Below are 23,549 nucleotides of genomic sequence, written 5' to 3'. Positions count from 1 at the left end.
ACCGATGGTCGACGTGACCAGCCAGATCGACTCCGTCCAGCGCAAACTGGGCAAACGCGTGATCGAAGCGGGCGAGGCGGTGACGGCGACCGTCAGCCAGGTCTACGACACAGGCCTCGACGACCTTTGGGACGCCTGCACCAATCCCGAACGCATCCCGCGCTGGTTCCTGCCGGTCAGCGGCGAGCTGCGCGTCGGCGGCAAGTACCAGCTCGAAGGCAACGCGGGTGGGACGATCGAACGTTGTGACCCGCCCAAGAGCTTCGCCGCGACCTGGGAGTACGGCGGCGACGTCAGCTGGATCGAACTCCGGCTGAGCCCGGAAGCCGATGGCCGCACCCGGTTCGAACTCGACCACACCGCCGTCGCAGGCGAGCACTGGAACCAGTTCGGGCCCGGCGCGGTGGGCATCGGCTGGGACATGATGCTGAACGGGCTCGCGCTCCACCTAGCGTCCGGCGAAGCCGCCGATCCCGAAGCGGCCATGGCCTGGATGACCAGCGAAGAAGGCGTGCGGTTCATGACGCTGAGCAATGAGGCCTGGTACGAGGCCGACGTCGCCAACGGGACGGACCCCGCCACCGCCCGCACCCGCGCCGACGCCACCTTGGCCGCTTACACCGCGCCGCCGGAGAGCTGAAGGTCTTCGGCGAGTTCCGGGGCGCGAAGCAGGTCGATGAGCTCGTCGTCCGCGCGGAACACGGCGCGGGCGCCCGGCATCCCCGCCTGGCGGAGCATCGCGTGGAGGACGTCGGCGTGCGGCTGGTCGAGCAGGGTCCAGACCATCGCGCGCCGTTTCACCTCGTCCCCCAGTTCGCGCGCGGTCCACCAGGCGAGGACGAGCGCGGTCACCTGGTTGACCGCGGTTTCCCGCCCCCGCGCCAATTGCGCGCGGTTCAGCCCGCACACCTCGATGGTCTGTGCGCCCTTTTCGGTCAGTGCGCGGTAGGTCCCGATCGAGAGCACCAGGAACAGATGCTCCAGCGGATCTTCGGCGGTCGGATCGACGAGCAGGCTGTTGCCGTCTTCGTCCACCGGGAACAGGTCGCGTTTGTGGTGGCTGTTGCAGTATTCGCAGGCGAGCACGTGATTGAGCCAGTCGAAGGCGCGTCCCGGATTCCTCGCGATCGGCTCGAAATGGTCCACAGTGGACCCAAGGCCGTCTCCGCAGTACATGCAGTAACCCCGGCCGGCGGCCATGACGTCCAGCCCGGCCCGCAAAGAACGCCGCACGGCACGGGAAACCCGCCAGAGTCGCCGGGCTTCTTTCGTGTCACCGGGAGGGATCCGCGCCGTCAGCTCTTCGAGATCGGCCACCACCTGCCCCGGCAGCGCGATCCGGCGGATCCCGATCACCGATCGTCGGCCTCGAACCGCCTGGCCACCTCGTCGACCCGGCTCGGCGGTGAACTGCTCAGCATGCCGCGCAGCCGTTCCCATTCCCGGACGCCGTTCGCGTCCGCCCGGCCGGACGCCACCTGGAACTCGAGCTCGGCGAGATGCTCCCGCAGTTCGACCGCCTGCGGCGAATAGGGCGTGTCCAAGCCGAAAAGGTCGGACAGCACCGCGTCGTCCCCGGACCCGAACACGACCCGCTCGTACAGCTCCTCGGAGACCACGCGCGGCGGAACCTCTTCGTCGGGCCCGGAAAGCCGGATGAGCCCGCCCGGGTCGGCGGCCTGGCAGACGTAGGGGCTGTGCGTGGTGACGATGAACTGGATGCGCGGGAAATGCGCCTTGAACCACGGCCCCATGCGCTTCTGCCACGACACGTGGAGATGCGCGTCCACCTCGTCGATGATCACGACGCCGGGACTCTCGTGATCGAGGCCGGCGCCGTCGAGTTGCTTGAGGAGGTCGACCACGAGCGCGGTCACCGTGCGGTAGCCGTCGCTCATCTCGCGCAGCGGGAACCGGTCGCCCCGGTACTCGACCCAGAGCCCGTCCGAATCGACGTCCCGGATCCGGTAACCGCCTGGGAGGAGACCGTCCCCGAGGATCTCCAACGCCTTGTCCTTCAGCTCACGCGCGCCCGCTTTTCCTTCCAGGGCACGGAGATGCTGATTGATCAGCCACGTGACCCCCTCGGCGAGCGAGGCGTCTTCGTGGAACAGGCTGGCCATCCGCGCCAGCGATCCCGCGCCGCGCATCCACGACTCGGCCTCGCCGCTGCCGCCCGCGAGCCGCCGGAACGGTCCATACGCCGCACAGAACGGCTGGCCGGGAGGAAGTCCGGAGATCGGCAGGAGACCGGAGTCGAGCCAGCGGACCTCGACCGGCGCCGGACCCTCCTCGCGCATCACCGAAAGCTCGATCGACCCGGACGTCTGGTCCGTCGAGATCCAGCTGCCGGCGTCCGACAACAGGCCCCACGCGACGTCCGGCGCCGCCGCGACCGCGATGGCGCGCAGCAACGACGTCTTGCCCGACCCGTTGCGCCCGGCGAGGACCACCCAGCCGGGGCCGGGCAGCCGGAGGTCGACGGCGCGGGCGCCGCTGAAGCCGCGGATGTTCTCCAGCCGGACCCGCTCGATGTACATGGAGGAAGCTTACGACGGCGTCGGCGTCACCTGGGCCCCCGAAAGTGGGTCGCCATCACGAAATCCATCACAGCGAGCACCTTGCCGACATTCAGATCCGAAACGACCTTCGAGCGGTCCCAGTCCTTGATGCCTCGCTCATGCTCGGGCACGATCCGCAGCCGGACATGCCCGCGGACGTCGATGTTCCCGAGCGGTGAGGCGTAAAGGGCGAATTCGCGGTCGTCCTGCGTACGGAACGTGACCCCAGGGCTGTCGCCGAACGTGATCAGCTGGTGGTCTTTGTAGGTCTTGTTCGGGTCAGCGTGCCATTCCCCCGGAGCGCCGCCGTTCGCGGTGGCCCCGGCCTCGATCTGCAGCCGGTGTTTCGGCTCGACGAAGTAGCACGATCCCGGCGTGGCGATCGGCGCGAAGTCCGGGCCGAACGCCATCCGGACCGCGTCACGGAACACCGCGCATTCGACGTTCGGATCGGCGGCGCCTGCGGCGATGACCGCCTCGGCCCCGGTCGGCACTTCGACCTCGACCGCCGGATCGCAGGTCTCACCCTCTTCAGTGGAGACCCAGTCGGCGCAGGCCGCGATCCGGGCACTGTCTTGACCGTCCGGCGGGTAGACAAGGTCGCGAGGCAGTTTCGCGGCGCCCGCGGTGGCGAAGTCGCGGAGGAGCTCGCAATCCTTGCCCCTGCTGGCACTGCCGATCTCGAACGTGATCGCGCGCTCGAAGCTCACCGGCACCGTGATCTCGCAACCATCGAGACCACCCATGCGCCGGGTTTCGGTCTGATAGCCCTTCACCCCGCCCAAGTCGATGACGGTGCCGTCGACCCGATGGAGTACGAGGTGACTCGGGTCCATATCGCGGACCGAGATGAGGTCGTAGCCTCCGCGGAACAGCGAGCACTGCTTCCTGCCGTGCTTGACCTCCGCCTTCCTCTCGACCGGCCGGGTAACGTCTCCCTTTCTGCGGTCGTAGACGGCGAGGTCGATCAACTCGCAGAGATCCAGCGTCGCGAGCGCCGCATCGACGGCCTTCTCGTCGCGATCCGCAGGACGCGGTTGTTTCGGCTGCCATTTCGGAAACTGCGGTGGCGGAGGGGGCGTATCCACGGATTCCGCACAAGCCGTCAGCAGGCCCAGGAGTACTGCGCCGAGAATCACTCTTCGAAACTTCATTACGCAGAGTATGCGAATTCGGCAGGCCTCCTACCAGCTAGAACCCTGTTTCCTAGGGATCATTCACACGATCGGTTTTCACGGATAGTCACTGAGTTGTCCTCGGCTATTCAGCAGGGAACGCGGCTTTATGCAGTCGGGCTCACCGGCCCGGGAACCCTGGTAATCTTCCCGGCGTCGGATTACGCAGGGTGCATCGGGGAGACGCGCCTTGTAGCCACGGGAGGGGCACATGACGACGGTGACTTCGGGGCGGCTTCGGCCATTCAGCGGGGAACGGTTCGGCGCCGCGGGGGTGCATGGCCGTGCCTGAGGGGACACCTGTCTACCAGCCTGGCTTCGACCCGGGCTCTGTCTGCAAGGCCCCGCCGACTGGGGGCTCCTACGGGACGCCTGTCGCTGAGGGTGCGGGGTTCAAGTACGACGAGGCGACGCTGCATGAGCTGGTCAAAGAGTGGACCGACCTCGCCAAGGAGTACATGGATGACCGTTTCGATGCAGAGCTGATCGCCGTGGCCCAGCCTCCGGGACTGGAGTACGCGAGCGGCGACAACGCCGAGATCACGAGGCAATCCGGCAGAGCTCTCATGGAAGCACTGGATCAGCGTGTCGCCTACTGCGAGAACATGGCCGCCAAGTACGTCGCTGCTCTCGGCAAGTACGCCTCAGAGGACGAGCGAGCCGCCTTTGCCGTTAACCAACAGCCGAAGGGCATCCTCTGATGCGACGGACCACCATCATCCTCACCCTGACTGCCCTCGCCCTTGTTGCCTGCTCGACCCCGCAAAACGGATCCCCCGAACCCACTAAGGGCGGGGTCAGTCCGAGCTCTTCGCCCCCTGCTGGCCCGTCTCCCAGCGTTCCCAAGGTCGAGCACCCGATCGATGCCACACGGTTCAAGCAGGACCCCTGCACCACTCTTACGAAAAGCCAGGTCGAAGAGCTCCTCGGACCGAAAACCGAGACCGCTCCTCGGGCAGGTTTGGCTGGACCCGCCTGTAGGTGGTCCATTCCCTCTACCACCAGGCCGCGGATCGACGTGATCTTTCCCGACCTTCCGGACAGCGGCACCGCTGCGTTCTATGCCGCCAAGGGCACGACCTACCAGCTCCTCGAACCACTCGAATCGATTGAGGGCTATCCGGTAACGGCCTACGGCGACAAAGACAAACGCGCTGAAGGCGAGTGTTCGGTGGCTCTCGGAATCAGTGACACTCAAACGATCGGCATCCCCATGCTGCAGTCGTCGGCGAACATCGGCAAGAAGGATCCTTGCGACGCGGCCCGCGAAGCCGCGATCAGGGTGTTGGCTACCGTTCGAGGGGGCAACTGATGGCGGCAGGACCGCTCACAGCAGCCCAAATCTACGAAATGGTGACCACAGGCGAAGGCACCGATTCGCTGTCCAGGGCACAAGCGGGTGCCCTGAGCCTGGCATCCCGACACTCAGAGCGCATTCAGCGGATCACAGCCCTCAGCCAGAAGACCGCCAGCGGCTGGCAAGGCGGTGCCAGCGATGCGGCTGTTGCCGCGACCAAGCCATTGGTCGAGGCAGCGACGGACGACGCGATGCACGTATCGATCGCGCAGAACTCGATCATGAGTCAGATGGGCGCGTTCGGCACGGCCAAGAATTCGGTCAAACCGGTGCCGCCCGAGCAACCAGCCCCGACCGCCGAAGACGTCAAGGCCCTCATGGGCGGCGGCGGCACGTTCGGCTACTGGGACCGGGTCAAGGGCTACCAGGCCGACAGTCAGCACAACATCGACACCTTCGCGTCCTACCATTCGGCCAGCACCGCCAACGGCGACGAGCTGCCTGCTCAGTACGCGCAGCTCACCGATCCCGGCGGCAGCGTCACTCTGGACGAGGGCGGCGCTGGGAAGCCCACGGTGAGGGGATTCGGCGACGGCTCCGACGGACGCGAGCACGGTTCTGGCGAGCCCTACCGAGGACCGAGCGGACCCAGCGGCCCCAGCGGTCCCAGCACACCGAGTGGGCCCAGCGGGCCGAGCGCCCCAGCGCCCGACAGCGGCCCCCAGCCAGGACAAGGGCCCCAGCCTGGCCAGTACCCGGGCCCGCACCAGCCCGGTGCGCAGCAGCCGGACGACGGGACCCGCGCGAATTCGTATACGCCGCCCCAGACCACGCCGGTCGTACCGCCGGCGGCGAGCCTCGACTTCGGGCCGACCGGTAAGCCGAACCCGACCTACAACCCGCCCGGTGCCTTCCCACCCGGTTACGTACCTGTGACGAGCGGGCCCGGCGTCTACGGCCCTGGAGCAAGGCCGCCAGGCGTCCCAGGTGCGACAGGCGGCCCCGGTGCCGGTGCGACAGGCAGGCCCGGTGGGACCGGGCAGCAGCCCGGCATGGGTGGTCGTAGCGGCGCGGGAATGCACGGCGAGGCCATGGGCGGCCGCGGCGCGGCAGGAGCGGCCGGTTCCGCTGGTCGTGGCGGCGCGAACGGGATGCCGATGGCGCCCGGCGCCGCCCGCGGGAAGGGCGAGGAGGACAAGGAGAAGAAGGCTCCGGCCTACCTCCAGAACCCGGATCCCGACGAGACCTTCGGCGGCTACATCGAAAAACCGACGCCGCCGGTGATCGGCGAGAAGAAGAAGTAGCACCACAGTCCCAGGGGAGGGAGACACGTGGTGCTCGCGCGCCCGGTCGAGATCACGCTCGACACATTGTTGACCGCGTTCCGTCACGCCAGATGCGGGGATCCGCATCTGATCTTCGCGGGCGGGCTGCGGTACATCCCGCCGTCGTCGCGAAACGGCGAAGACCGGGCGGCGTTCGAGGAGCTCGGCGGGCTCGGGTTCACCGAGGGCAAGCGGCTGACCAGCGACTTCGAGGACGTCCTGCACATACTCGACCGGCCGAACACCGAGTACTACGCGACGGTCCGCACGGAGACGGAGCAGTACAGCGTGCTTGTCGCCGTGCGCGGGCGCGCCGCGGTGACGGCGATCTGCGAAGGAAACCGGGTGTGGCTGAAAGGCGTGCGGACCGCCGACCGCGCGGCCGCGCTCGTGATGAACCTGCCCGAGTACCCGCCCGCGCGATTCTCCCCGTTCTCCTTACCCCAAGACGATTTCAACGGCGCCGGCGGCAACGACCTCTACGACGAGCCCGCGTCTCGGAGCCGGGAAGCCCGGCAACTGGACGAGGTGTTCGAGCAGCCCTATTTCGGTGTCGGGTTCTTCGCCGCGGCTATGCGTCCTGACGGGGGAAGACGCACGGAAGCCACAGACGACCTGACCTATCTCGACCTCGACGCCGGCCGGGTGGCCATGCACGTGAGCGGTTCTCCCCGGAACCGGTACATCACCGTCCTCCCCGGCGAACCCACGTTACTGGCGCAAAAGCTCGCCGCGCTGCGAGCGAGCCTCGACCACTGACTCGATCAGGCGCACCGACCGGGCGGGATCCAGTGCGACAGCGTCCACAGTGGACTGGACGTAGGGTGCGACATCGCAGCGCCGGTGCAGGAACAGCCCGGTTCCCCGGTGTTTCAAGTAGACCAGCGGCCGCGCGGGACCGAATTCCAGCAGAACGTAGTCGCCACCGGGATACGCTCCGGCGGTGAAGGGGATGACCCGGAGTTCGACGGTGGGCCGTTCGGCCACCTCGATGAGATGTTGGAGCTGATTCGTCATCACTCTCGGCCCACCGACCTGGCGGCGCAGCACCGCTTCGTCGAGGTAAGCGGCAAGCCTCTTCTGGCCCAGCACCGCGAAAGAAGAGTTCGTAGCCCTCGCGTAGGCAGGTGTTCGGAGCGGCTCAGGAACCAGCGTGGTCCCGAAAGCGACGATCTTGGTGGCCTCCTTTCCGTACTGCACAAGCGTTTCCCGCTGAACGGCCAAGTCGGCGAACCACCAGGGTCCGTTGTCGCGGGCCAACGAGAGCAAAGCCTCCCGACGCTCCCCCGTGACTTGATAGACCGCGAGCAGCACGGACACCTCCTCGGCGGATGCCGCACGCAGGCCGGTTTCGATCCGGCTGATCGTCGACTGGGACCATGCCAGTTTGTCTGCCACTTCGGTCGCGGCCAGTTTGGCGGCCTTCCGCGCGACACGAAGTGCCTCGGCGAGCGCTCTCGCCTGGGGTGTGGGCTTCGGCTTCGGCATCGCGAGCAACCTGCCCGATGCGCCCCGGCAAGTCATTCCCCGAGGCGGGCGACCTCGCGAACAGCCCCCGAAATAGCGGTGAAGTCCTTCTTCAGCAGCGCTCCGTGGTTGCTCTCGACCTTCGCGCTCACCTTGATGTTCGGATTGCGGGCGGTCACCGCGTCGAGCCCGGCGCGGATCTGTTCCTGCTCGTCCCCCTTGCTGCCGAAGGAGGTTCCCGACGCGACCACGTACCGCATCGGGACCTTCACCCGGTCGAGCACCGGTCCCAATTCCGACTCCCGCGAGAGCTTGCCGAGTTCGATGTTGCTCTCCGCCTGCTGGGCGGCGCTCATCCGCGGCGTCAGGCCGGTCGGGCGCAGCAACGGCATGATCAGGTTGAGCCGCTTGAACATCTTCCTGATCCGCTGTTCCATGGCGTCGTCCAGCCAGTCGTACGGGAACGCGCCGTCGACGAGCACCGCGCCGATGGTCCGCTCCGGGTTCCGGGCGGCCCAGTGAGCAGCGACGACCGCGCCGTAGGACCAGCCCACCACGATGGCCCGCTCCACGCCGCGGGCCGCGAGGACGGCGTCGACGTCGCGGACGGCGGCCTCGAAGGAATAGTCGGCCGAACGCCGCGACTTGCCGCGGGCGCGCTCGTCGTAGGTGATGTGGCGGAAGTCCGTGCCCAGGTCGGCGAGGATCCGCCGCCAGTAGCCCTGCGTCGCGAACTGGCCGTTGAGGTAGATGACGGGGATGCCGGAGCCGCCGGTGTCGGTGACGGCGAGCGCGGTGTCTTCGACGGGGAGCATTCCGGTCCAGGCAGAGGAAGTCATGAGGGAACTATCGAGGTCCGGCCTGACACCGCTCTGACGTCGCCCTGACACGAAAAAGCCCCTCACGACAGCGAGGGGGCCTTTCGCGAACCAGGACTACTTGAGGGCGAAACCGCCGGAGCCCGCCCAGTCGAGGGCGAACGCCGGGAGCAGCCCCAGCACCAGCGTGACGATGACGCCGAGCGTGATCGCCGTGGTGGTGAACGCGCCGGGCACGGTGACGGTCGGGCCATCGGGCGCCGGCTCGGAGAAGTACATCAGCACGATCACCCGCAGGTAGAAGAAGGCGGCGACGGCGCTGAAGATCAGGGCGACGACGACCAGCGGCGCCATCCCGTCGGACAGGGCCGCCGAGAACACCACGAACTTGCCGACGAAACCACTGGTCAGCGGGATACCGGCCAGCGCGAGCAGCAGGAAGGTGAACACACCCGCCAGCACCGGAGACCGCTTCGCCAGGCCCGCCCAGGCCGACAGGTGCGTCGCCTCGCCGTTCGAGTCCCGCACCAGCGAGACGACACCGAACGCGGCGAGCGTGGTGAAGCCGTAGGCCAGCAGGTAGAACAGCGTGCTCGACAGGCCTTCCTCGGTCATCGCGATGGCACCGACGAGCAGGAAGCCGGCGTGTGCGATGGACGAGTAGGCGATCATGCGCTTCACGTCGGTCTGCGTCAGGCCCAGCACCGCGCCGATCAGCATCGAGATGATCGCGACGGCCCAGAGCACGCCGCGCCATTCCCAGCTGGTCGACTCGAACGCCACCTGGAACACCCGCAGGATCCCGCCGAACGCGGCGACCTTGGTGCAGGCGCCCATGAACGCGGTGACCGGCGTCGGCGCGCCCTGGTAGACGTCCGGGGTCCAGGTGTGGAACGGACCGACCGAACCCTTGAACAGCAGGCCGACCGCGAGCAGCCCGAGCCCGGCGAACAGCAGCGTGTCCGACCGGTCCGAACCGGCGGCGGCGTTGGCGATGTCCGACAGCTTCACGGAGTTCGCGTAGCCGTAGAGCAGCGCGAGCCCGTAGAGGAAGAACGCCGACGAGAACGCGCCGAGCAGGAAGTACTTGACCGCCGACTCCTGCGAGAGCAGGCGACGGCGACGGGCCAGACCGCACATGAGGTACAGCGGCAGGCTCAGCACTTCGAGCGCGATGAACATGGTGAGCAGGTCGTTGGCCGCGACGAACGCCATCATGCCGCCGAGCGCGAACAGCGTCAGCGGGAAGACCTCGGTCTGCATACCGGTGGTGCCGACCTGCGCGCGGTCCTGGACCGTGCCCGGACGGATACCGGCCTGCGCGACGAACGCGCCACCCGGCTCGACCGAGCGGTCCGCGATCAGCAGCAGCGCGCCCAGCGCGAGCGCCAGCAGCGTGCCCCACAGGAACAGCGACGGCCTGTCGACGGCGATGGCGCCGCTGAAGGTCGTGACGCCGCCCTTCGGCGCGGAAGTGCTGGCGTACCAGGCGAGGAAGACGCCCGCCGCCCCGATCCCGACCAGGGACAGGAAGACCTGCGAAGGCCACCGCATGTGCTTGGGCAAGAAGGCTTCGAGCAGCACGCTGACACACGCGGCCCCGAGAATGATCAGGATCGGCGTGACGGCGAAGTAGTCGATCGACGGCACCTGCACCGGTGGCGCCTGAGTCAAGAAGAGCACGGTTTACTTGCCTCCCTGCACGGACGACATCGTCGCCTGCACCGACGGGGTGATCGTGTCGAGCACCGGCTTGGGATAGAACCCGAGCGCGATGATCAGCACGACCATCGGCGCCAGGATCGCGATCTCCCGGCCGCCGAGGTCCTTGATGGCTTTGGTGGCACCGAGTTCCGGAGCCATGGCCGTGCCGGGCCCGCCACCGACGCCGATCAGGGCGTCACCGCGGACGGGGCCCTGCATGACGCGCTGGTAGAGCCAGAGCACGTAAGCCGCGGCCAGCACCATGCCGACCGTCGCGATGATCGTGTACACCGGGTAGTCCACAAAGGACCCCAGCAGCACCAGGAACTCACTGATGAAGGAGTTCGTGCCGGGCAGGGACAAAGTGGACAGACCGGCGATGAGCAGCATCCCGCCGAGCAGCGGGGTCACCTTCGCCATGCCGCCGTAGTCGGAGATCCTGGTGGATCCGCCGCGCATCACGATCAGGCCGACGACCACGATCAGCATGCCGGTGGCGAGGCTGTGGTTCAGCATGTACGACACCGAGCCGACCATCGCCTGCTCGTTGAAGGTGAAGATGCCCAGTGCGATGAAGCCGAAGTGGGCGATCGACACGTACGCGATGAAGCGCTTCATGTCGCGTTGCCCGGCCGCGAGGATCGATCCATAAAGGACACCCGCGACGGCGAGCACCAGCACCCACGGCGCGAGTTCCTTGCTGGCGTCGGGGAACATCGGGAGGCAGTAGCGCAGGAACCCGAACGTGCCGACCTTGTCCAGCACACCGACCAGCAGCACCGCGACGCCGATCGGCGCCTGCCCCGCGGCGTCCGGCAGCCAGGTGTGGAACGGCACCAGCGGGGCCTTGATCGCGAACGCGAGGAAGAACCCGAGGAACAGCCAGATCTGCGTGCCCAGCGGGGCGTCGCGGACGACCGTGACGAGGGTTTCCCAGTCGAAGCTGCCCTTGCCGAGCTTGTCCGACGCCAGCGAGTACGCCCCGATCGCCGAGGCCAGCATGATCAGGCCGCCGAGGAACGAGTACAGGAAGAACTTGACCGCCGCGTACTGCCGGTTCGCGCCGCCGTAGCCGCCGATCAGGAAGTACATCGGGATCAGCATGATCTCGAACAGCACGTAGAACAGGAAGACGTCGGTCGCGGCGAACACCGCGATGGTCAACGCCTCCTGCACCAGGATCAGCGACAGGAACCCGCCCGCCGAGCGCCCGGCCGGGAGCTTGTCGGTCAGGCCCAGCGCGCCGACCACGATCGGCACCAGCAGGCCGATGACCGCGATCATCACCAGCGCGATGCCGTCGATGCCGAACGAGATGTGGATGCCGAAGTTCGGGATCCAGTCCATCGAGGACTTCTGCTGGATGCGGTCTCCCGAAGGCGTGTAGCTCGCCCACATCGGGATCACCAGCAGGAACGTCAGGAGCGACACCACGAGCGCGGTGAGCGTCGCGAGCCTGTCGTTCTTCTTCATCCCCGCGACGACCGCGGCGCCGACCAGCGGCAGCAGGATGGTTGCGAGTACCCAGGTCATGCGAACCTCACCAGCAGAAGTGCCGCCAGAAGCAGGAATGTGCCGCCCAGCATGGACAGTGCGTACGAGCGGACGAAGCCGGTCTGCAGGCGGCGCAGGCGCCCGGATCCGCCGCCGAGCGCGGCGGCGAGGCCGTTGACGGCGCCGTCGACGCCGCGGTTGTCCACGTAGACCAGCGCCCTGGCGAGCCAGGTGCCCGGGCGGGCGACCAGCGTCTCGTTCAGGGTGTTGCCGTAGAGGTCGTTGCGCGCGGCCTTGACCACGGCCGAGACCCGCTCGGGGCGTTCCACCGGAACGTCCTTACGGCCGACGAAGAGCCACGCCGCCGCCGCGCCGAGCACCGAAAGCGCCACGGTGAGGATCGGCACCAGCGCGTGCGGGATGACACTGTGGCCACCCTCTTCGAGCGGGCCGACCACCGGCGAGAGCCATTCGGCGAACCGGTCGCCGAGGGCGAAGAACGCACCGGCGCCGACCGAACCGACGGCCAGGATGATCATCGGCCACTTCATCACCGCGGGCGATTCGTGCGGATGGAAGTCGCGGCCGTCGCTGGACTTGATCTCCTTCCAGCGTTCCTTGCCGAAGAAGGTCATCACCATCAGGCGGGTCATGTAGAACGCGGTGAGGCCGGCGCCGAGCAGTGCCGCGCCACCCATCACCCAGCCGCGCCAGCCGCCCTGCGACAGCGCCGCTTCGATGATCGCGTCCTTGGTGAAGAAGCCCGAGAGCGGCGGGATGCCGATCAGCGCCAGGTAGCCGAGGGCGAAGGTCCAGAAGGTGACCGGCAAGTGCTTGCGCAGCCCGCCGAACTTCCGCATGTCGACCTCGTCGTTCATGGCGTGCATGACCGAACCGGCCCCGAGGAACAGCCCGGCCTTGAAGAAACCGTGCGCCACCAGGTGCATGATGCCGAGCGCGTAGGCGATCGGCCCGAGGCCGACGGCGAGCATCATGTACCCGATCTGGCTGACCGTGGAGTACGCCAGGACCTTCTTGATGTCGTCGTACGCGCAACCGATGATGCACCCGATCAGCAGCGTGACCGTGCCGACGAGGGTGACGATCAGGCGGCCGTCCGCGGTGGCGTTGAAGATCTCGTGCGCGCGGGCGACCAGGTAGACGCCGGCGGTGACCATCGTCGCCGCGTGGATGAGGGCCGAGACCGGGGTCGGGCCCTCCATCGCGTCGGGAAGCCAGGCCTGCAGCGGGAACTGGCCGGACTTACCGCAGGCGCCCAGCAGCAGGAGGATCGCGATCGCGGTGACCGCACCGGTGGGGATCTGGCCGACGGCGCCGAAGACCTCGGCGTAACCGGTGCTCCCGACGTACTTGAACATCAGGAAGATCGCCAGCGCGAGCCCGACGTCACCGACGCGGTTCATCAGGAACGCCTTCTTCGCCGCGGTGGCCGCGGACGGGCGGTCCTGGTACCAGCCGATGAGCAGGTACGACGCGAGCCCCACGCCTTCCCAGCCGAGGTACAGCGTCACGAAGCTGTTGCCCAGCACCAGGATCAGCATCGAGGCGACGAACAGGTTGAGGTACGCGAAGAACCTCGACCGGTCTCGATCCTCGGCCATGTAGCCGATCGAGTAGAAGTGGATCAGCATGCCGACGCCGGTGATCAGCAGCACGAACGTCAGCGACAGCGCGTCGATCCGCAGCCCGAAGTCGACCTGCAGCGCCGAAACCGGGATCCACGAGAACAGCTTGACGTCCGCGGTGGCCTTGGTGTCGGCGGTGAAGAACAGGATCAGGCCGTACACAAAGGACAGTGAGACGGTCGCGCTGCCGAGGAGGTGTCCCCAGCCCCTGGCCCGCTTACCCGCCAGCAAAAGAATGAGGGCGCCGAGAGCCGGGAAGGCCACCAGCAGCCACGATGATGCGGTCACTCTCGGTGCTCCCTAGTACTTCAGCAGGTTGGTGTCGTCGACCGAGGCCGAGCGCCGGGTGCGGAAGATCGCCATGATGATCGCGAGCCCCACCACGACCTCGGCGGCGGCGACGACCATCACGAAGAACGCCATCACCTGGCCGTCCAGCGACCCGTTGATCCGGGCGAACGTGACCAGGGACAGGTTCGCCGCGTTCAGCATCAGCTCGATGCACATGAACACGACGATCGCGTTGCGGCGCACCAGCACCCCGACCGCGCCGATGGCGAACAGCAGCGCGGACAGGAGCAGGTAGTACGTCGGGGTCATTCCTTCTCCCCTTCAGACTTGCCGACCAGAGCATGGGCGTCCGGACCTTCGTCGGTCCCGGCGACCTGCTTCCGTTCGGTTTCCAGCTGTGCGGCCGAAGTCGACTCGATGATCTCCGAGAGCGACTCCCTCGCGATCGAGCCGTCGGGCAGCAGCGCCGGGGTGGCGACCGAGTTGGCCGTGGCGAACACGCCCGGGCCGGGCAGCGGCGAAGGCCGGTCGTGCTTGCCGGTGAACCGGTCGACGACGAGTTCCTTCTGGTTCTTCTTGCCGCCCTTGGCGTGCCGGTCGGTGAACGCGAGCACCATCGCGCCCAGCGCGGCGGTGATCAGCAGCGCCGAGGTGAGCTCGAACGGGAACAGGTACTTGGTGAAGATCAGCCGTCCCAGCCCGCCGGGGCCGCCGCCGTCGAGGTTCGCCGGATCGCGCGGCAGCGCCGGGGTGACGTTGGCCAGCGCGCGGGCGAGACCCGCGGCGAGCAGGCCGCCGACACCGATGCCGAGCAGGGTCGCCATGACCCGCTGTCCGCGCAGCACTTCGACGACCGAGTCGGAACTCTCGCGGCCGACCAGCATCAGCACGAACAGGAACAGCATCATGATCGCGCCGGTGTAGACGATGATCTGCGTGAAGCCGAGGAACGGCGCCTGCTGGATCATGTACAGCGCGCCGAGGCACAGCATCGTGAGGACCAGCCACAGCGCCGAGTGCACGGCGTTGCGGGAGAAGATCATCCCGAGTCCGCCGAGCAGCGCGAGCGGGCCGAGCACCCAGAACGCGATGGTCTCGCCGGTGGTGATCCCGGCCGAAACGTCCGGCGCCTGTGCGAGGAGAGCCGTGATCACTTGACGGCCTCCGAAGCTTCAGTGGGCTGCTTGCGCGCCAGCTCGGGGCCGTTGACGTAGTAGTCCTGCTCGTTGTCGCCCAGCCGCATCGGGTGCGGCGGCTGCTCCATACCGGGCAGCAGCGGCGCGAGGAGGTCTTCCTTGGTGTAGATCAACCGCTGCCGGTCGTCGTCGGCCAGCTCGTAGAAGTTGATCATCGTCAGGGACCGGGTCGGGCAGGCCTCGACGCACAACCCGCAGCCGATGCAGCGCAGGTAGTTGATCTGGTAGTCGGCGCCGTACCGCTCACCGGGCGAGTACCGCGCCTCTTCGGTGTTGTCGCCGCCTTCGACGAAGATCGCGTCCGCCGGGCAGGCCCACGCGCACAGCTCGCAGCCGACGCATTTCTCCAGCCCGTCCGGATGCCGGTTGAGCTGGTGCCTGCCGTGATACCGCGGAGCCGCGGGGGCGCCCGCCTCCGGGTACTCCTCGGTGGCGACCTTCTTGAACATCATGCCGAAGGTGACACCGAAACCCTTGATGGGATCAAACATCCCCATCGCCGGCCTCCCTTCCACTGGAAACCGCCGCGGGCTTGCGCTTGGCAGCCCGGGCTTCGGCCTTCGCGAGGGCCTTCTGACGCGGGGTCTTCTCCGGGACCTGCAGGTCGAGCGGCGGCACGGGGAACCCGCCGCCGGTCACCGGGACGTAGTCGTCGTCCGGGACCTTCTTGTCCGGCAGCAGCAGGCTCAGGATGACGACGACGAGGATGAGCGCGCCGCCGCCGATGAGGATCTGCGGGGTGGACAGGCCACCCGAGTTCTTGATCGCGCGGACCGTGACGATCACGACGATCCAGACCAGGTTGACCGGCACCAGGACCTTCCAGCCCAGCCGCATGAACTGGTCGTACCGCAGCCGTGGCAGCGTGCCGCGCAGCCAGATGAACCCGAACAGCAGGATGAACAGCTTGGCGGAGAACCAGATCAGCGGGAGCCAGCCCTGGTTCAGCGCGTGGTCGGCGCCGACGAACGGGAACTTCCAGCCACCGAGGAACAACGTGGTCGCGAACGCCGAGACGATCACCATGTTGACGTACTCGGCGAGGAAGAACATCGCGAACTTCATCGAGCTGTACTCGGTGTGGAAACCGCCGACCAGCTCGGATTCGGCCTCGGGGAGGTCGAACGGCGCGCGGTTGGTCTCGCCGACCATGGAGATCAGGTAGATCACGAAACTCGGCAGCAGCAGGTAGAAGTACCAGCCGGTCTGCTGGGAATCGACGATCGCCGAGGTGGACATCGAGCCCGAGTAGAGGATGACGCCGACGATCGACAGACCCATCGCGATCTCGTAGGAGATCACCTGGGCCGCGCTCCGCAGGCCGCCGAGCAGCGGGTACGGCGAGCCGGACGACCAGCCCGCCAGCACCAGGCCGTACACGCCGATCGAGGAGCAGGCCAGGATCACCAGCACGCCGACCGGCAGGTCGACCAGCTGGAGCACGGTCCGCTCACCGAAGATCGAGACGACCGGCCCGAACGGGATCGCCGCCAGCGCGATCAGCGCCGGCACCGCGGAGATCACCGGCGCGAGGAAGTACACCTTGCGGTCGGCGGTGTCCGGGATGATCTGTTCCTTGAACGGCAGCTTGATCGCGTCCGCGAGGGACTGCAGGTAGCCGCCGGGCCCGACCCGGTTGGGGCCGGGACGGTTCTGCATCCGGCCGACGGCCTTGCGCTCCCAGACGATCAGGAAGATCGTCAGGATCGGGCCGATCAGCAGGATGACGACCGTCTTGAGCAGGACCAGCCACAACGGGTCGTCCGCCAGCAGCGCCGCCCGCTCGGCGGCGTCCGGCATCTGGCTGAGCAACGGAGTCACTTCTCACCTCCGGTGAGGGTGACGGCCGAACCGTGACCGGCCGCGAGAGCGGCGCGGACGGCCGAGCCGTCGGAGTTGCCCGGGAGCCACACGACGCCGTCCGGCAGGTCGGCGACCTCGATCGGCAACGTGATGGAACCGCGTTCGGTGGAGACCTTGACGCTGCCGCCCAGGCCTTCGGCGGTCTTCGCCGAGAGCTTGGCGACGACCTCGCGCTGCGTGCCCTTGAGGTGCGGCTCGCCGTCCTGCAGCGAACCGTTGTCGATCAGCTGGCGCCAGGTGGCGAGGAGGGCCTGGCCGTTCTTGGCCTCGGCGCGTGCAATGAACGGTCCGTTACTGGCAAATTCCGCAAGGAACGCCCCGTTCCTAGCAGGCAGCTTGGCTAGATCGGCGGCGGAGGCGGCCGGGGTCTGGGTGAACAGGTCCGCGTCCATCTCGACGGCGAGAGTGTCGAGCACTCGGCAGTCCGGCAGGGCGCCGGTGCCTTCGAGGGTGACGGCGAACTCGCGGCGGCGGCCTTCCCAGTTCAGGTAGCTGCCCGCCTTCTCGACCGCCGGGGCGATCGGGAGGACGACGTTCGCGTGCTCGGTGACCGCGCTGTGCCGCAGTTCAAGGCTCACCACGAATGCCGCGTTACGCAGCGCGCTGAGGGCGAGTTCCGGGTCGGGCAGATCGTACGGATCGACCCCGCCGACGAGCAGACCGACCAGGTCACCGCGGTCCAACGACTTGAGGATGCCGGTGGTGTCCAGGCCGGGTTCGGCGGGAAGCGTGACGCCCCAAGCCTTTTCGACCTCGGCGCGAGCCTCTGCGTCGGCGACCGGACGGCCACCGGGCAGCAGCGTCGGCGCCGCGCCCGCCTCCAGGGCACCGCGTTCACCCGCGCGACGCGGGATCCACGCGAGCCGGGCGCCGGTGCGCTCCACCAGCCGGTGCAGGGCCGAGAAGAGACCCGGGACCTCGGCGGCACGTTCGCCGACGAGGATCACGGCGCCTTCCGAGGCCAGTGCCTGGTCGACGTCCTGCGCGTGCTGCGCGATGCCGTCGATCGCGGCGGCCTCGGCACCCGGCGCGCAGGCCAGCAGTTCGCCGAAGGTCTTGCGGACCGACGAGGTGGTCCACTGTCCCAAGTGGACGACGCGCGTGCGGTTCTTGCGAGCCGCTTTGCGCAGCCGCAGGAACACGATCGGCGCTTCGTCCTCCGGCTCGAACGCGACGCACAGCACCGTGCGCGCCCGCTCGATCTCGCCGAAGGTGACTCCGCTTTCCGGCGTCGTCCCGACCACGTGCGACGCGAGGAAGCCCAGCTCCTCGGCCGAGTGCGGGCGGGCGCGGAAGTCGATGTCGTTGGTGCCCAAGGCGATCCGCGCGAACTTCGAGTACGCGTAGGCGTCCTCGACGGTCAACCTGCCACCGGTCAGCACCGCGGCGCCCTTGCCGTCGCGTGCCTTGGCCAGCCCCTCGGCGGCCGCGCGCAGCGCGTCGGTCCAGGAAGCCTCTTCGAGCACGCCGTCGGCGTTGCGGACCAGCGGACGGCGGATGCGGTCGTCCGCGGTCGAGTAACGGAACGCGAAGCGGCCCTTGTCGCAGAGCCACTCTTCGTTGACCTCGGGGTCGTCGCCCGCGAGCTTCCGCATGACCTTGCCGCGGCGGAAGTCGGTCCGCTCGGCGCAGCCGGACGAGCAGTGCTCGCACACGCTCGGCGAGGACACCAGGTCGAACGGCCGCGAACGGAACCGGTACGCGGCCGACGTCAGCGCGCCGACCGGGCAGATCTGGATGACGTTGCCGGAGAAGTACGACTGGAACGGCTGGCCCGACGTCGTGCGCGAGGCCAGGTCCAGCACGTCCGCGGTCTCGGCGGTGCCGATCTGCTGGTGGGCGCCGCGTTCGAGGAGCTCGATGAACGGGTCGCCGGCGATCTCGCGGGAGAACCGGGTGCAGCGCTGGCAGAGCACGCAACGCTCCCGGTCCAGCAGCACCTGCGAGGAGATCGGCAGCGGCTTCGCGAACGTCCGCTTCGTGTCGACGAAGCGGGAGTCCGCGCGGCCGTGCGCGAGCGCCTGGTTCTGCAGGGGGCATTCGCCGCCCTTGTCGCAGATCGGGCAGTCCAGCGGGTGGTTGATGAGCAGCAGCTCCATCACACCCTGCTGGGCCTTGTCCGCGACGGCCGAGGTCAGCTGGGTCTTCACGACCATGCCGTCGGCGACCGTCATGGTGCACGAGGCCTGCGGCTTCGGCATCGGACGGCCGCCCATTTCGACCTCGACCAGGCACTGGCGGCAGGCGCCCGCCGGGTCGAGCAGCGGGTGGTCGCAGAAGCGCGGGATGACCGTGCCGAGCCGCTCGGCGGTGCGGATCAGCAGCTCGCCCTTGGGCGCGATGACCTCTTCACCGTCGATGACCAGCTTGACGTGGCCCTCGGGAACCGGAGTGTCCTCTGTGGACGTCCCGGGCTTGTCGGGTGCGATCGTCATGCCTGCGCCCCCACCAATTCGCGCTTGTTTGCTTGACACAAAGCCAGGAATTCATCCCGGAAGTACTTGATACCGCTCTGGATCGGCGAGACCGCGCCGTCGCCGAGGGCACAGAACGAGCGGCCGAGGATGTTGTCGCAGACGTCGAGCAGGGTGTCGATGTCCTCCTCGGTGCCCTTGCCCTCGACCATGCGCTCCAGGATCTGCGCCAGCCAATACGTGCCCTCGCGGCACGGCGTGCACTTGCCGCAGGACTCGTGCTCGTAGAACTGCGTCCACTTCATCACGGCCCACGGCACGGAAACGGTCTCGTTGAAGACCTGCACGGCCGTCGTGCCCAGCATCGACCCGGCTTCCGCCGCGCCTTCGAAGTCCAGGGGAACATCGAGGTGCTCGGCGGTGAACATCGGCGTGGACGAACCACCCGGCGTCCAGAACTTCAGCGGGATGCCGTCCTTCATGCCGCCCGCCATGTCCAGCAGCTCGCGCAGCGTGGTGCCGAGCGGGCATTCGTACTGGCCGGGCTTCTCGACGTGGCCGGAGATCGAGTAGATCTTCGGGCCGGGCGACTTCTCGCGGCCCATCTCGCGGAACCAGCTCGAACCGCCGTTGACGATGTACGGCGCGCTGGCGATGGTCTCGACGTTGTTCACCGTGGTCGGCGCGGCGTAAAGACCGGCGGCGGCCGGGAACGGCGGCTTGAGCCGCGGCTGGCCGCGACGGCCTTCCAGCGAGTCCAGCAGCGCCGTCTCCTCGCCGCAGATGTACGCCCCGGCGCCCGCGTGCACGGTGATGTCGAGGTCGAATCCGGAGTCGAGGATGTTCTTGCCGAGGTAGCCCGCTTCGTATGCCTCGCGCACGGCCGCGTTCAGGCGGCGGATGCAGTGCAGCGCCTCGCCGCGGACGTAGATGAAGCAGTGGTGCGAACGCATCGCGTACGAGGCGATGATGCAGCCCTCGATCAGCGAGTGCGGGTCCGCCATCATCAGCGGGATGTCCTTGCAGGTGCCCGGCTCGCCCTCGTCGGCGTTGATGACGAGGTAGTGCGGCTTGTCCTCGTTCGGCGGCATGAAGGACCACTTGATACCGGCCGGGAAGCCCGCGCCGCCACGGCCGCGGAGGCCGGAGTCCTTGACCAGCTGGACGATCTGCTCGGGAGTGGCCTTGAGCGCCTTGCGGATCGCGGTGTAGCCCTCGAGGGCTTCGTAGGACTGGATCGTCCAGGAGTTGGGCGAAAGCCAGCGCTTCGTGAGGACCGGAGTGATGGGATCGGCCATTACTTCTTCTCCACTTCCGGAAGCGGAACGTCCTTCATCGCGGGCGCGGTCCAGCCGCGGTCCTGCGCGACCTGCGCGCCCCGCAGGGTTTCGACGGCCTGCGAAGGACCGTCGACGTCCGTGCGGTACTGCTGCGCGTCCTCCGGGAAGAACCCGGCGAGCTGCAGTTCGGCACCCTTGAAGTTCGTCAGCGGCGCGCCGCGCGTCGGGGCCGGCTTCTTGCCCGCCTGCAACGCGTCGACCAGCGCGACGGCCTTGTCCTCGGTCTGGTTGTCGAAGTACTCGTAGTTGACCTGGATGACCGGGGCGAGGTCACAGGCCGCGAGACATTCGGCGTGCTCCAGCGTGATCGAGCCGGGCTCGTTCGGCGTGCCCGCGGTCTCGTTGTGCCCCAACGGCTTCTCTTCGGAGCCGAGGTGCGTCTGGAGCTTCTTGTAGATCGCGTCGCCGCCCATGGCCGCGCACAGCGTGTTGGTGCAGACGCTCACCAGGTGCTCGCCGCACGGGCGGCGCTTGTACATGGTGTAGAACGTCGCGACCGCGCTGACCTCGGCGTCGGAGAGGTCCAGGTTCTGCGCGCAGAAGGCGATGCCCTCCTGGCTCACGTATCCCTGCACCGACTGCACGAGGTGCAGCATCGGCAGCAGCGCCGACCGCGACTGCGGGTACCGCGCGATCAGGTTCTGTGCCTTGGCGTACGTGTCGGCGTCGAAGATGTCTTCGAGCTTCGCGTTCTCCAGGATCCCTTCCGCCTCGGCGGGATCCGGCGCGATCGCGATCACGTCGACGTCGCCACCGGCGGCGATGTGGGTCTGCTCGGCCAGGCTGGTACCGGGCTCGGGCGTGGGTGTCGTTCCGGGCTGGGTGCTCAACGGTCCACTCCCCCCATGACGGGGTCGATCGAGGCGATGGCGGCGATGACGTCCGCCACGAGGCCGCCTTCGGCCATCGCGGGCATCGACTGCAGGTTCACGAAACTCGGTTCGCGCACGTGGACCCGCAGCGGCCTGGTGCCGCCGTCGGAGACCAGGTGCACGCCGAGTTCGCCGCGCGGCGACTCCACGGAGGTGTAGGTCTGGCCCGGCGGGACCTTGAAGCCCTCGGTGACCAGCTTGAAGTGATGGATCAGCGACTCCATCGACTGGCCCATGATCTTGCGGACGTGCTCGAGCGAGTTGCCCATGCCGTCGCTGCCGATCGACAGCTGCGCCGGCCAGGCGACCTTCTTGTCCTCGACCATGACCGGACCCGGCTCGAGCTTCTTGAGGCACTGCTTGATGATCCGCAGGCTCTGGTGCATCTCCTCGACACGCAGCAGGTAGCGCGCCCAGCAGTCCGCCTCGGTGGAGGTCGGGATGTCGAACTCGAACTCCTCGTAGCGGGAGTACGGCTCGGTCTTGCGCATGTCCCACGGGAGACCCGCGCTGCGCAGCACCGGGCCGGTGACACCGAGCGCGAGGCACGCGTCGACCGGCAGGTACCCGACGCCCTTGAGCCGGTTGCGCCAGATCGGCTGACCGGTGAAGAGCTTGTCGTACAAGGGAAGCCGCTCGTCCATCGTCTTGACGAACTGGCTGACCACCTCGTGGTAGTCGGCGGGCATGTCCTGCGCGAGCCCGCCGGGGCGGATGAACGCGTGGTTCATCCGGAGACCGGTGAGGTGCTCCAGCAGGTGCAGGACCTCTTCGCGCTCACGGAAACCGAGCGTCATCGCCGTGGTGGCACCGAGTTCCATCCCGCCGGTGGCGATGTAGACCAGGTGCGAACCGATGCGGTTGATCTCCAGCAGCATCACGCGCAGCAGTTCGGCGCGGCGCGGGGCCTGGATGCCGAGCAGCTTCTCGACGCCGAGGCAGTACGCCATCTCGGTCGAGAGCGGGGCGAGGTAGTCCATGCGCGTCACGAAGGTGACGCCCTGGGTCCACGTGCGGTACTCGCAGTTCTTCTCGATCCCGGTGTGCAGGTAGCCGATGACCGAGCGGAGCTGGGTGACGGTCTCGCCCTCCATCTCCAGCACGAGCCGGAGCACGCCGTGCGTCGACGGGTGCTGCGGGCCCATGTTGATGACCATGCGCTCGTCGTGGCGGGAGTCCTCGATGAGGTCTTCCCAGTCACCGCCGGAGACGGTGTAGACGCGGCCTTCGGTGGTCTCGCGGGAGTCGGCGTACTCGACGCTGTCGCTGCCCTCGGGCGAAGTGTCGGTGCCCGTGGTGACGTCTGAGAGGTGTTCGGTGCTCACGAGTACGACCTCCGCTGGTCCGGCGGCGGGATCTCCGCGCCCTTGTATTCGACCGGGATCCCGCCGAGCGGGTAGTCCTTGCGCTGGGGGTGACCGTCCCAGTCGTCCGGCATGAGGATGCGGGTCAGCGCCGGGTGGCCGTCGTAGACGATGCCGAACATGTCCCAGGCTTCCCGCTCCTGCCAGTCGGCCGTCGGGTAGACCCCGACCAGCGACGGGACGTGCGGGTCTTCGATGTCGAGGGTGACCTCGAGCCGGATGCGGCGGCGGTAGGTCATCGACGTGAAGTGGTAGACCGAGTGCAGCCGCTGCGGGACGTCGACGCCGTAGTCGACGCCGGAAACCGAGCTGAGCAGTTCGAAGCGGAGACCGGCGTCGTCGCGCAGGACCTTGGCGATCTCGACGAGGTGCTCGCGGGAGACGTAGAAGGTGATCTCGCCGCGGTCGACCGTCGTCTGCTGGATCGCGTTCGCCGGGATCTTGTTGTCCGCCAAGGCCGCGTAGAACTCGTCGGCGAACTCGTCGAACCAGCCGCCGTACGGTCGCTCCGCCGGGGGCGGGCTGTACGCGGGGAGGCGGACGCCGCCGTAACCGGAGGTGTCACCGGTGCCGCGGACACCGAACATGCCCTGGCGCTCTTTACCGGTGACGACCGGCTCGGCCGGGCGGGCGCCCTGCGGCTCGAGGCCGCCTGCGGGCCGGTCGGCGCTGGACTGCTCGCCGCCGGTTTCCGGGGTTTCGGGGGAGTTTTCTTCGGGCAC

General features: G+C 67.9%; 22 protein-coding genes. 5 read left to right on the top strand and 17 right to left on the bottom strand.

The window, feature by feature from the left end; translation table 11 throughout:
• The first annotated feature begins 4 nt into the window (after positions 1-4).
• Positions 5-640 (top strand): SRPBCC family protein, encoded by a 636-nt coding sequence (locus tag AB8M46_RS14440; RefSeq protein WP_394360475.1) that lies wholly within the window; start codon positions 5-7, stop codon positions 638-640.
• On the opposite strand, the gene AB8M46_RS14435 is transcribed toward AB8M46_RS14440, so the two are convergent.
• Genes AB8M46_RS14435 through AB8M46_RS14425 form a run of 3 tightly spaced genes read right to left on the bottom strand, consistent with a single transcriptional unit; the run spans position 616 to position 3,715 of the window.
• Positions 616-1,356 carry an HNH endonuclease gene (locus tag AB8M46_RS14435; RefSeq protein WP_394360474.1) on the bottom strand — a complete coding sequence of 247 codons (741 nt, stop codon included), beginning with the start codon at positions 1,354-1,356 and terminating at the stop codon, positions 616-618. The genes AB8M46_RS14440 and AB8M46_RS14435 overlap by 25 nt on opposite strands.
• Positions 1,353-2,540, bottom strand: coding sequence for an AAA family ATPase (locus AB8M46_RS14430; protein ID WP_037332894.1), 1,188 nt, complete (start codon positions 2,538-2,540; stop codon positions 1,353-1,355). Before AB8M46_RS14430 ends, AB8M46_RS14435 begins: the two co-directional genes overlap by 4 nt.
• A 26-nt stretch (positions 2,541-2,566) precedes the next feature.
• Positions 2,567-3,715 (bottom strand): hypothetical protein, encoded by a 1,149-nt coding sequence (locus AB8M46_RS14425; RefSeq protein WP_394360473.1) that lies wholly within the window; start codon positions 3,713-3,715, stop codon positions 2,567-2,569.
• A gap of 299 nt (positions 3,716-4,014) precedes the next feature.
• Between AB8M46_RS14425 and AB8M46_RS14420 the strand changes: the two genes are divergently transcribed.
• The 4 genes from AB8M46_RS14420 (at position 4,015) to AB8M46_RS14405 (ending at position 7,117) form a co-directional block, all read left to right on the top strand.
• Positions 4,015-4,437 carry a hypothetical protein gene (locus tag AB8M46_RS14420; protein WP_394360472.1) on the top strand — a complete coding sequence of 141 codons (423 nt, stop codon included), beginning with the start codon at positions 4,015-4,017 and terminating at the stop codon, positions 4,435-4,437.
• The gene (locus AB8M46_RS14415) at positions 4,437-5,048 is read left to right on the top strand and encodes a DUF3558 domain-containing protein (protein WP_394360471.1); all 612 of its coding nucleotides are present in this window, start codon (positions 4,437-4,439) and stop codon (positions 5,046-5,048) included. The genes AB8M46_RS14420 and AB8M46_RS14415 overlap by 1 nt, the downstream gene beginning before the upstream one ends.
• A 236-nt stretch (positions 5,049-5,284) precedes the next feature.
• A complete protein-coding gene (locus AB8M46_RS14410) occupies positions 5,285-6,337 on the top strand; it encodes a hypothetical protein (protein ID WP_394360470.1) in 1,053 nt (350 codons plus the stop codon).
• A gap of 27 nt (positions 6,338-6,364) precedes the next feature.
• Positions 6,365-7,117 carry an ESX secretion-associated protein EspG gene (locus AB8M46_RS14405; RefSeq protein WP_394360469.1) on the top strand — a complete coding sequence of 251 codons (753 nt, stop codon included), beginning with the start codon at positions 6,365-6,367 and terminating at the stop codon, positions 7,115-7,117.
• Here the strand turns inward: AB8M46_RS14405 and AB8M46_RS14400 are convergent.
• The 14 genes from AB8M46_RS14400 to AB8M46_RS14335 all read right to left on the bottom strand — a co-directional run bounded on the left by AB8M46_RS14400 (position 7,070) and on the right by AB8M46_RS14335 (position 23,549).
• Positions 7,070-7,846, bottom strand: coding sequence for a helix-turn-helix domain-containing protein (locus tag AB8M46_RS14400; RefSeq protein WP_394360468.1), 777 nt, complete (start codon positions 7,844-7,846; stop codon positions 7,070-7,072). The genes AB8M46_RS14405 and AB8M46_RS14400 overlap by 48 nt on opposite strands.
• A gap of 32 nt (positions 7,847-7,878) precedes the next feature.
• Complete coding sequence (locus AB8M46_RS14395; RefSeq protein WP_394360467.1) at positions 7,879-8,664, bottom strand: alpha/beta fold hydrolase; 786 nt, start codon at positions 8,662-8,664, stop codon at positions 7,879-7,881.
• Between the two features lie 96 nt (positions 8,665-8,760).
• Positions 8,761-10,326, bottom strand: a complete 1,566-nt coding sequence (gene nuoN / locus AB8M46_RS14390; RefSeq protein ID WP_037332903.1) for an NADH-quinone oxidoreductase subunit NuoN — start codon at positions 10,324-10,326, stop codon at positions 8,761-8,763.
• 3 nt (positions 10,327-10,329) lie between these two features.
• Positions 10,330-11,880 carry an NADH-quinone oxidoreductase subunit M gene (locus tag AB8M46_RS14385; RefSeq protein WP_394360466.1) on the bottom strand — a complete coding sequence of 517 codons (1,551 nt, stop codon included), beginning with the start codon at positions 11,878-11,880 and terminating at the stop codon, positions 10,330-10,332.
• The gene (gene nuoL, locus AB8M46_RS14380) at positions 11,877-13,775 is read right to left on the bottom strand and encodes an NADH-quinone oxidoreductase subunit L (protein ID WP_378426324.1); all 1,899 of its coding nucleotides are present in this window, start codon (positions 13,773-13,775) and stop codon (positions 11,877-11,879) included. The genes AB8M46_RS14385 and nuoL overlap by 4 nt, the downstream gene beginning before the upstream one ends.
• Before the next feature lie 12 nt (positions 13,776-13,787).
• Positions 13,788-14,087: an NADH-quinone oxidoreductase subunit NuoK gene (gene nuoK / locus AB8M46_RS14375; protein ID WP_005151882.1), complete on the bottom strand. Its 300-nt coding sequence runs from the start codon at positions 14,085-14,087 to the stop codon at positions 13,788-13,790.
• Positions 14,084-14,932 carry an NADH-quinone oxidoreductase subunit J gene (locus AB8M46_RS14370; protein ID WP_037332912.1) on the bottom strand — a complete coding sequence of 283 codons (849 nt, stop codon included), beginning with the start codon at positions 14,930-14,932 and terminating at the stop codon, positions 14,084-14,086. Before AB8M46_RS14370 ends, nuoK begins: the two co-directional genes overlap by 4 nt.
• Positions 14,929-15,471 carry an NADH-quinone oxidoreductase subunit NuoI gene (gene nuoI / locus AB8M46_RS14365; RefSeq protein ID WP_037332916.1) on the bottom strand — a complete coding sequence of 181 codons (543 nt, stop codon included), beginning with the start codon at positions 15,469-15,471 and terminating at the stop codon, positions 14,929-14,931. The genes AB8M46_RS14370 and nuoI overlap by 4 nt, the downstream gene beginning before the upstream one ends.
• Positions 15,458-16,795, bottom strand: coding sequence for an NADH-quinone oxidoreductase subunit NuoH (nuoH, locus tag AB8M46_RS14360; RefSeq protein ID WP_037332918.1), 1,338 nt, complete (start codon positions 16,793-16,795; stop codon positions 15,458-15,460). Before nuoH ends, nuoI begins: the two co-directional genes overlap by 14 nt.
• Positions 16,792-19,272 (bottom strand): NADH-quinone oxidoreductase subunit G, encoded by a 2,481-nt coding sequence (locus AB8M46_RS14355; RefSeq protein WP_394360465.1) that lies wholly within the window; start codon positions 19,270-19,272, stop codon positions 16,792-16,794. The genes nuoH and AB8M46_RS14355 overlap by 4 nt, the downstream gene beginning before the upstream one ends.
• Complete coding sequence (gene nuoF / locus AB8M46_RS14350) at positions 19,269-20,549, bottom strand: NADH-quinone oxidoreductase subunit NuoF (RefSeq protein ID WP_016330964.1); 1,281 nt, start codon at positions 20,547-20,549, stop codon at positions 19,269-19,271. Before nuoF ends, AB8M46_RS14355 begins: the two co-directional genes overlap by 4 nt.
• Positions 20,549-21,421 carry an NADH-quinone oxidoreductase subunit NuoE gene (gene nuoE / locus AB8M46_RS14345; protein ID WP_394360464.1) on the bottom strand — a complete coding sequence of 291 codons (873 nt, stop codon included), beginning with the start codon at positions 21,419-21,421 and terminating at the stop codon, positions 20,549-20,551. Before nuoE ends, nuoF begins: the two co-directional genes overlap by 1 nt.
• Positions 21,418-22,788, bottom strand: coding sequence for an NADH-quinone oxidoreductase subunit D (locus AB8M46_RS14340; RefSeq protein WP_016330962.1), 1,371 nt, complete (start codon positions 22,786-22,788; stop codon positions 21,418-21,420). Before AB8M46_RS14340 ends, nuoE begins: the two co-directional genes overlap by 4 nt.
• Positions 22,785-23,549 carry an NADH-quinone oxidoreductase subunit C gene (locus tag AB8M46_RS14335; RefSeq protein WP_037335924.1) on the bottom strand — a complete coding sequence of 255 codons (765 nt, stop codon included), beginning with the start codon at positions 23,547-23,549 and terminating at the stop codon, positions 22,785-22,787. The genes AB8M46_RS14340 and AB8M46_RS14335 overlap by 4 nt, the downstream gene beginning before the upstream one ends.

The sequence above is a fragment of the Amycolatopsis sp. SB7-3 genome, assembly GCF_041021335.1.
Classification (GTDB): Bacteria; Actinomycetota; Actinomycetes; order Mycobacteriales; family Pseudonocardiaceae; genus Amycolatopsis; species Amycolatopsis japonica.
The sequence above is the reverse complement of the archived record's forward strand: the minus strand, read 5'-3'. Positions and strand labels throughout refer to the sequence as shown.

Excerpts from the sequence above, each read along its gene's own strand:
- AB8M46_RS14420 (WP_394360472.1), top strand. The coding sequence starts at position 4,015 with ATGGCCGTGCCTGAGGGGACACCTGTCTACCAGCCTGGCTTCGACCCG.
- AB8M46_RS14385 (WP_394360466.1), bottom strand. The coding sequence starts at position 11,880 with ATGACCTGGGTACTCGCAACCATCCTGCTGCCGCTGGTCGGCGCCGCG.
- AB8M46_RS14430 (WP_037332894.1), bottom strand. The coding sequence starts at position 2,540 with ATGTACATCGAGCGGGTCCGGCTGGAGAACATCCGCGGCTTCAGCGGC.
- nuoF (WP_016330964.1), bottom strand. The coding sequence starts at position 20,549 with ATGGCCGATCCCATCACTCCGGTCCTCACGAAGCGCTGGCTTTCGCCC.
- AB8M46_RS14415 (WP_394360471.1), top strand. The coding sequence starts at position 4,437 with ATGCGACGGACCACCATCATCCTCACCCTGACTGCCCTCGCCCTTGTT.
- AB8M46_RS14425 (WP_394360473.1), bottom strand. The coding sequence starts at position 3,715 with ATGAAGTTTCGAAGAGTGATTCTCGGCGCAGTACTCCTGGGCCTGCTG.
- nuoI (WP_037332916.1), bottom strand. The coding sequence starts at position 15,471 with ATGGGGATGTTTGATCCCATCAAGGGTTTCGGTGTCACCTTCGGCATG.
- AB8M46_RS14355 (WP_394360465.1), bottom strand. The coding sequence starts at position 19,272 with ATGACGATCGCACCCGACAAGCCCGGGACGTCCACAGAGGACACTCCG.
- nuoK (WP_005151882.1), bottom strand. The coding sequence starts at position 14,087 with ATGACCCCGACGTACTACCTGCTCCTGTCCGCGCTGCTGTTCGCCATC.
- AB8M46_RS14440 (WP_394360475.1), top strand. The coding sequence starts at position 5 with ATGGTCGACGTGACCAGCCAGATCGACTCCGTCCAGCGCAAACTGGGC.
- AB8M46_RS14395 (WP_394360467.1), bottom strand. The coding sequence starts at position 8,664 with ATGACTTCCTCTGCCTGGACCGGAATGCTCCCCGTCGAAGACACCGCG.
- AB8M46_RS14410 (WP_394360470.1), top strand. The coding sequence starts at position 5,285 with ATGCACGTATCGATCGCGCAGAACTCGATCATGAGTCAGATGGGCGCG.
- AB8M46_RS14400 (WP_394360468.1), bottom strand. The coding sequence starts at position 7,846 with ATGCCGAAGCCGAAGCCCACACCCCAGGCGAGAGCGCTCGCCGAGGCA.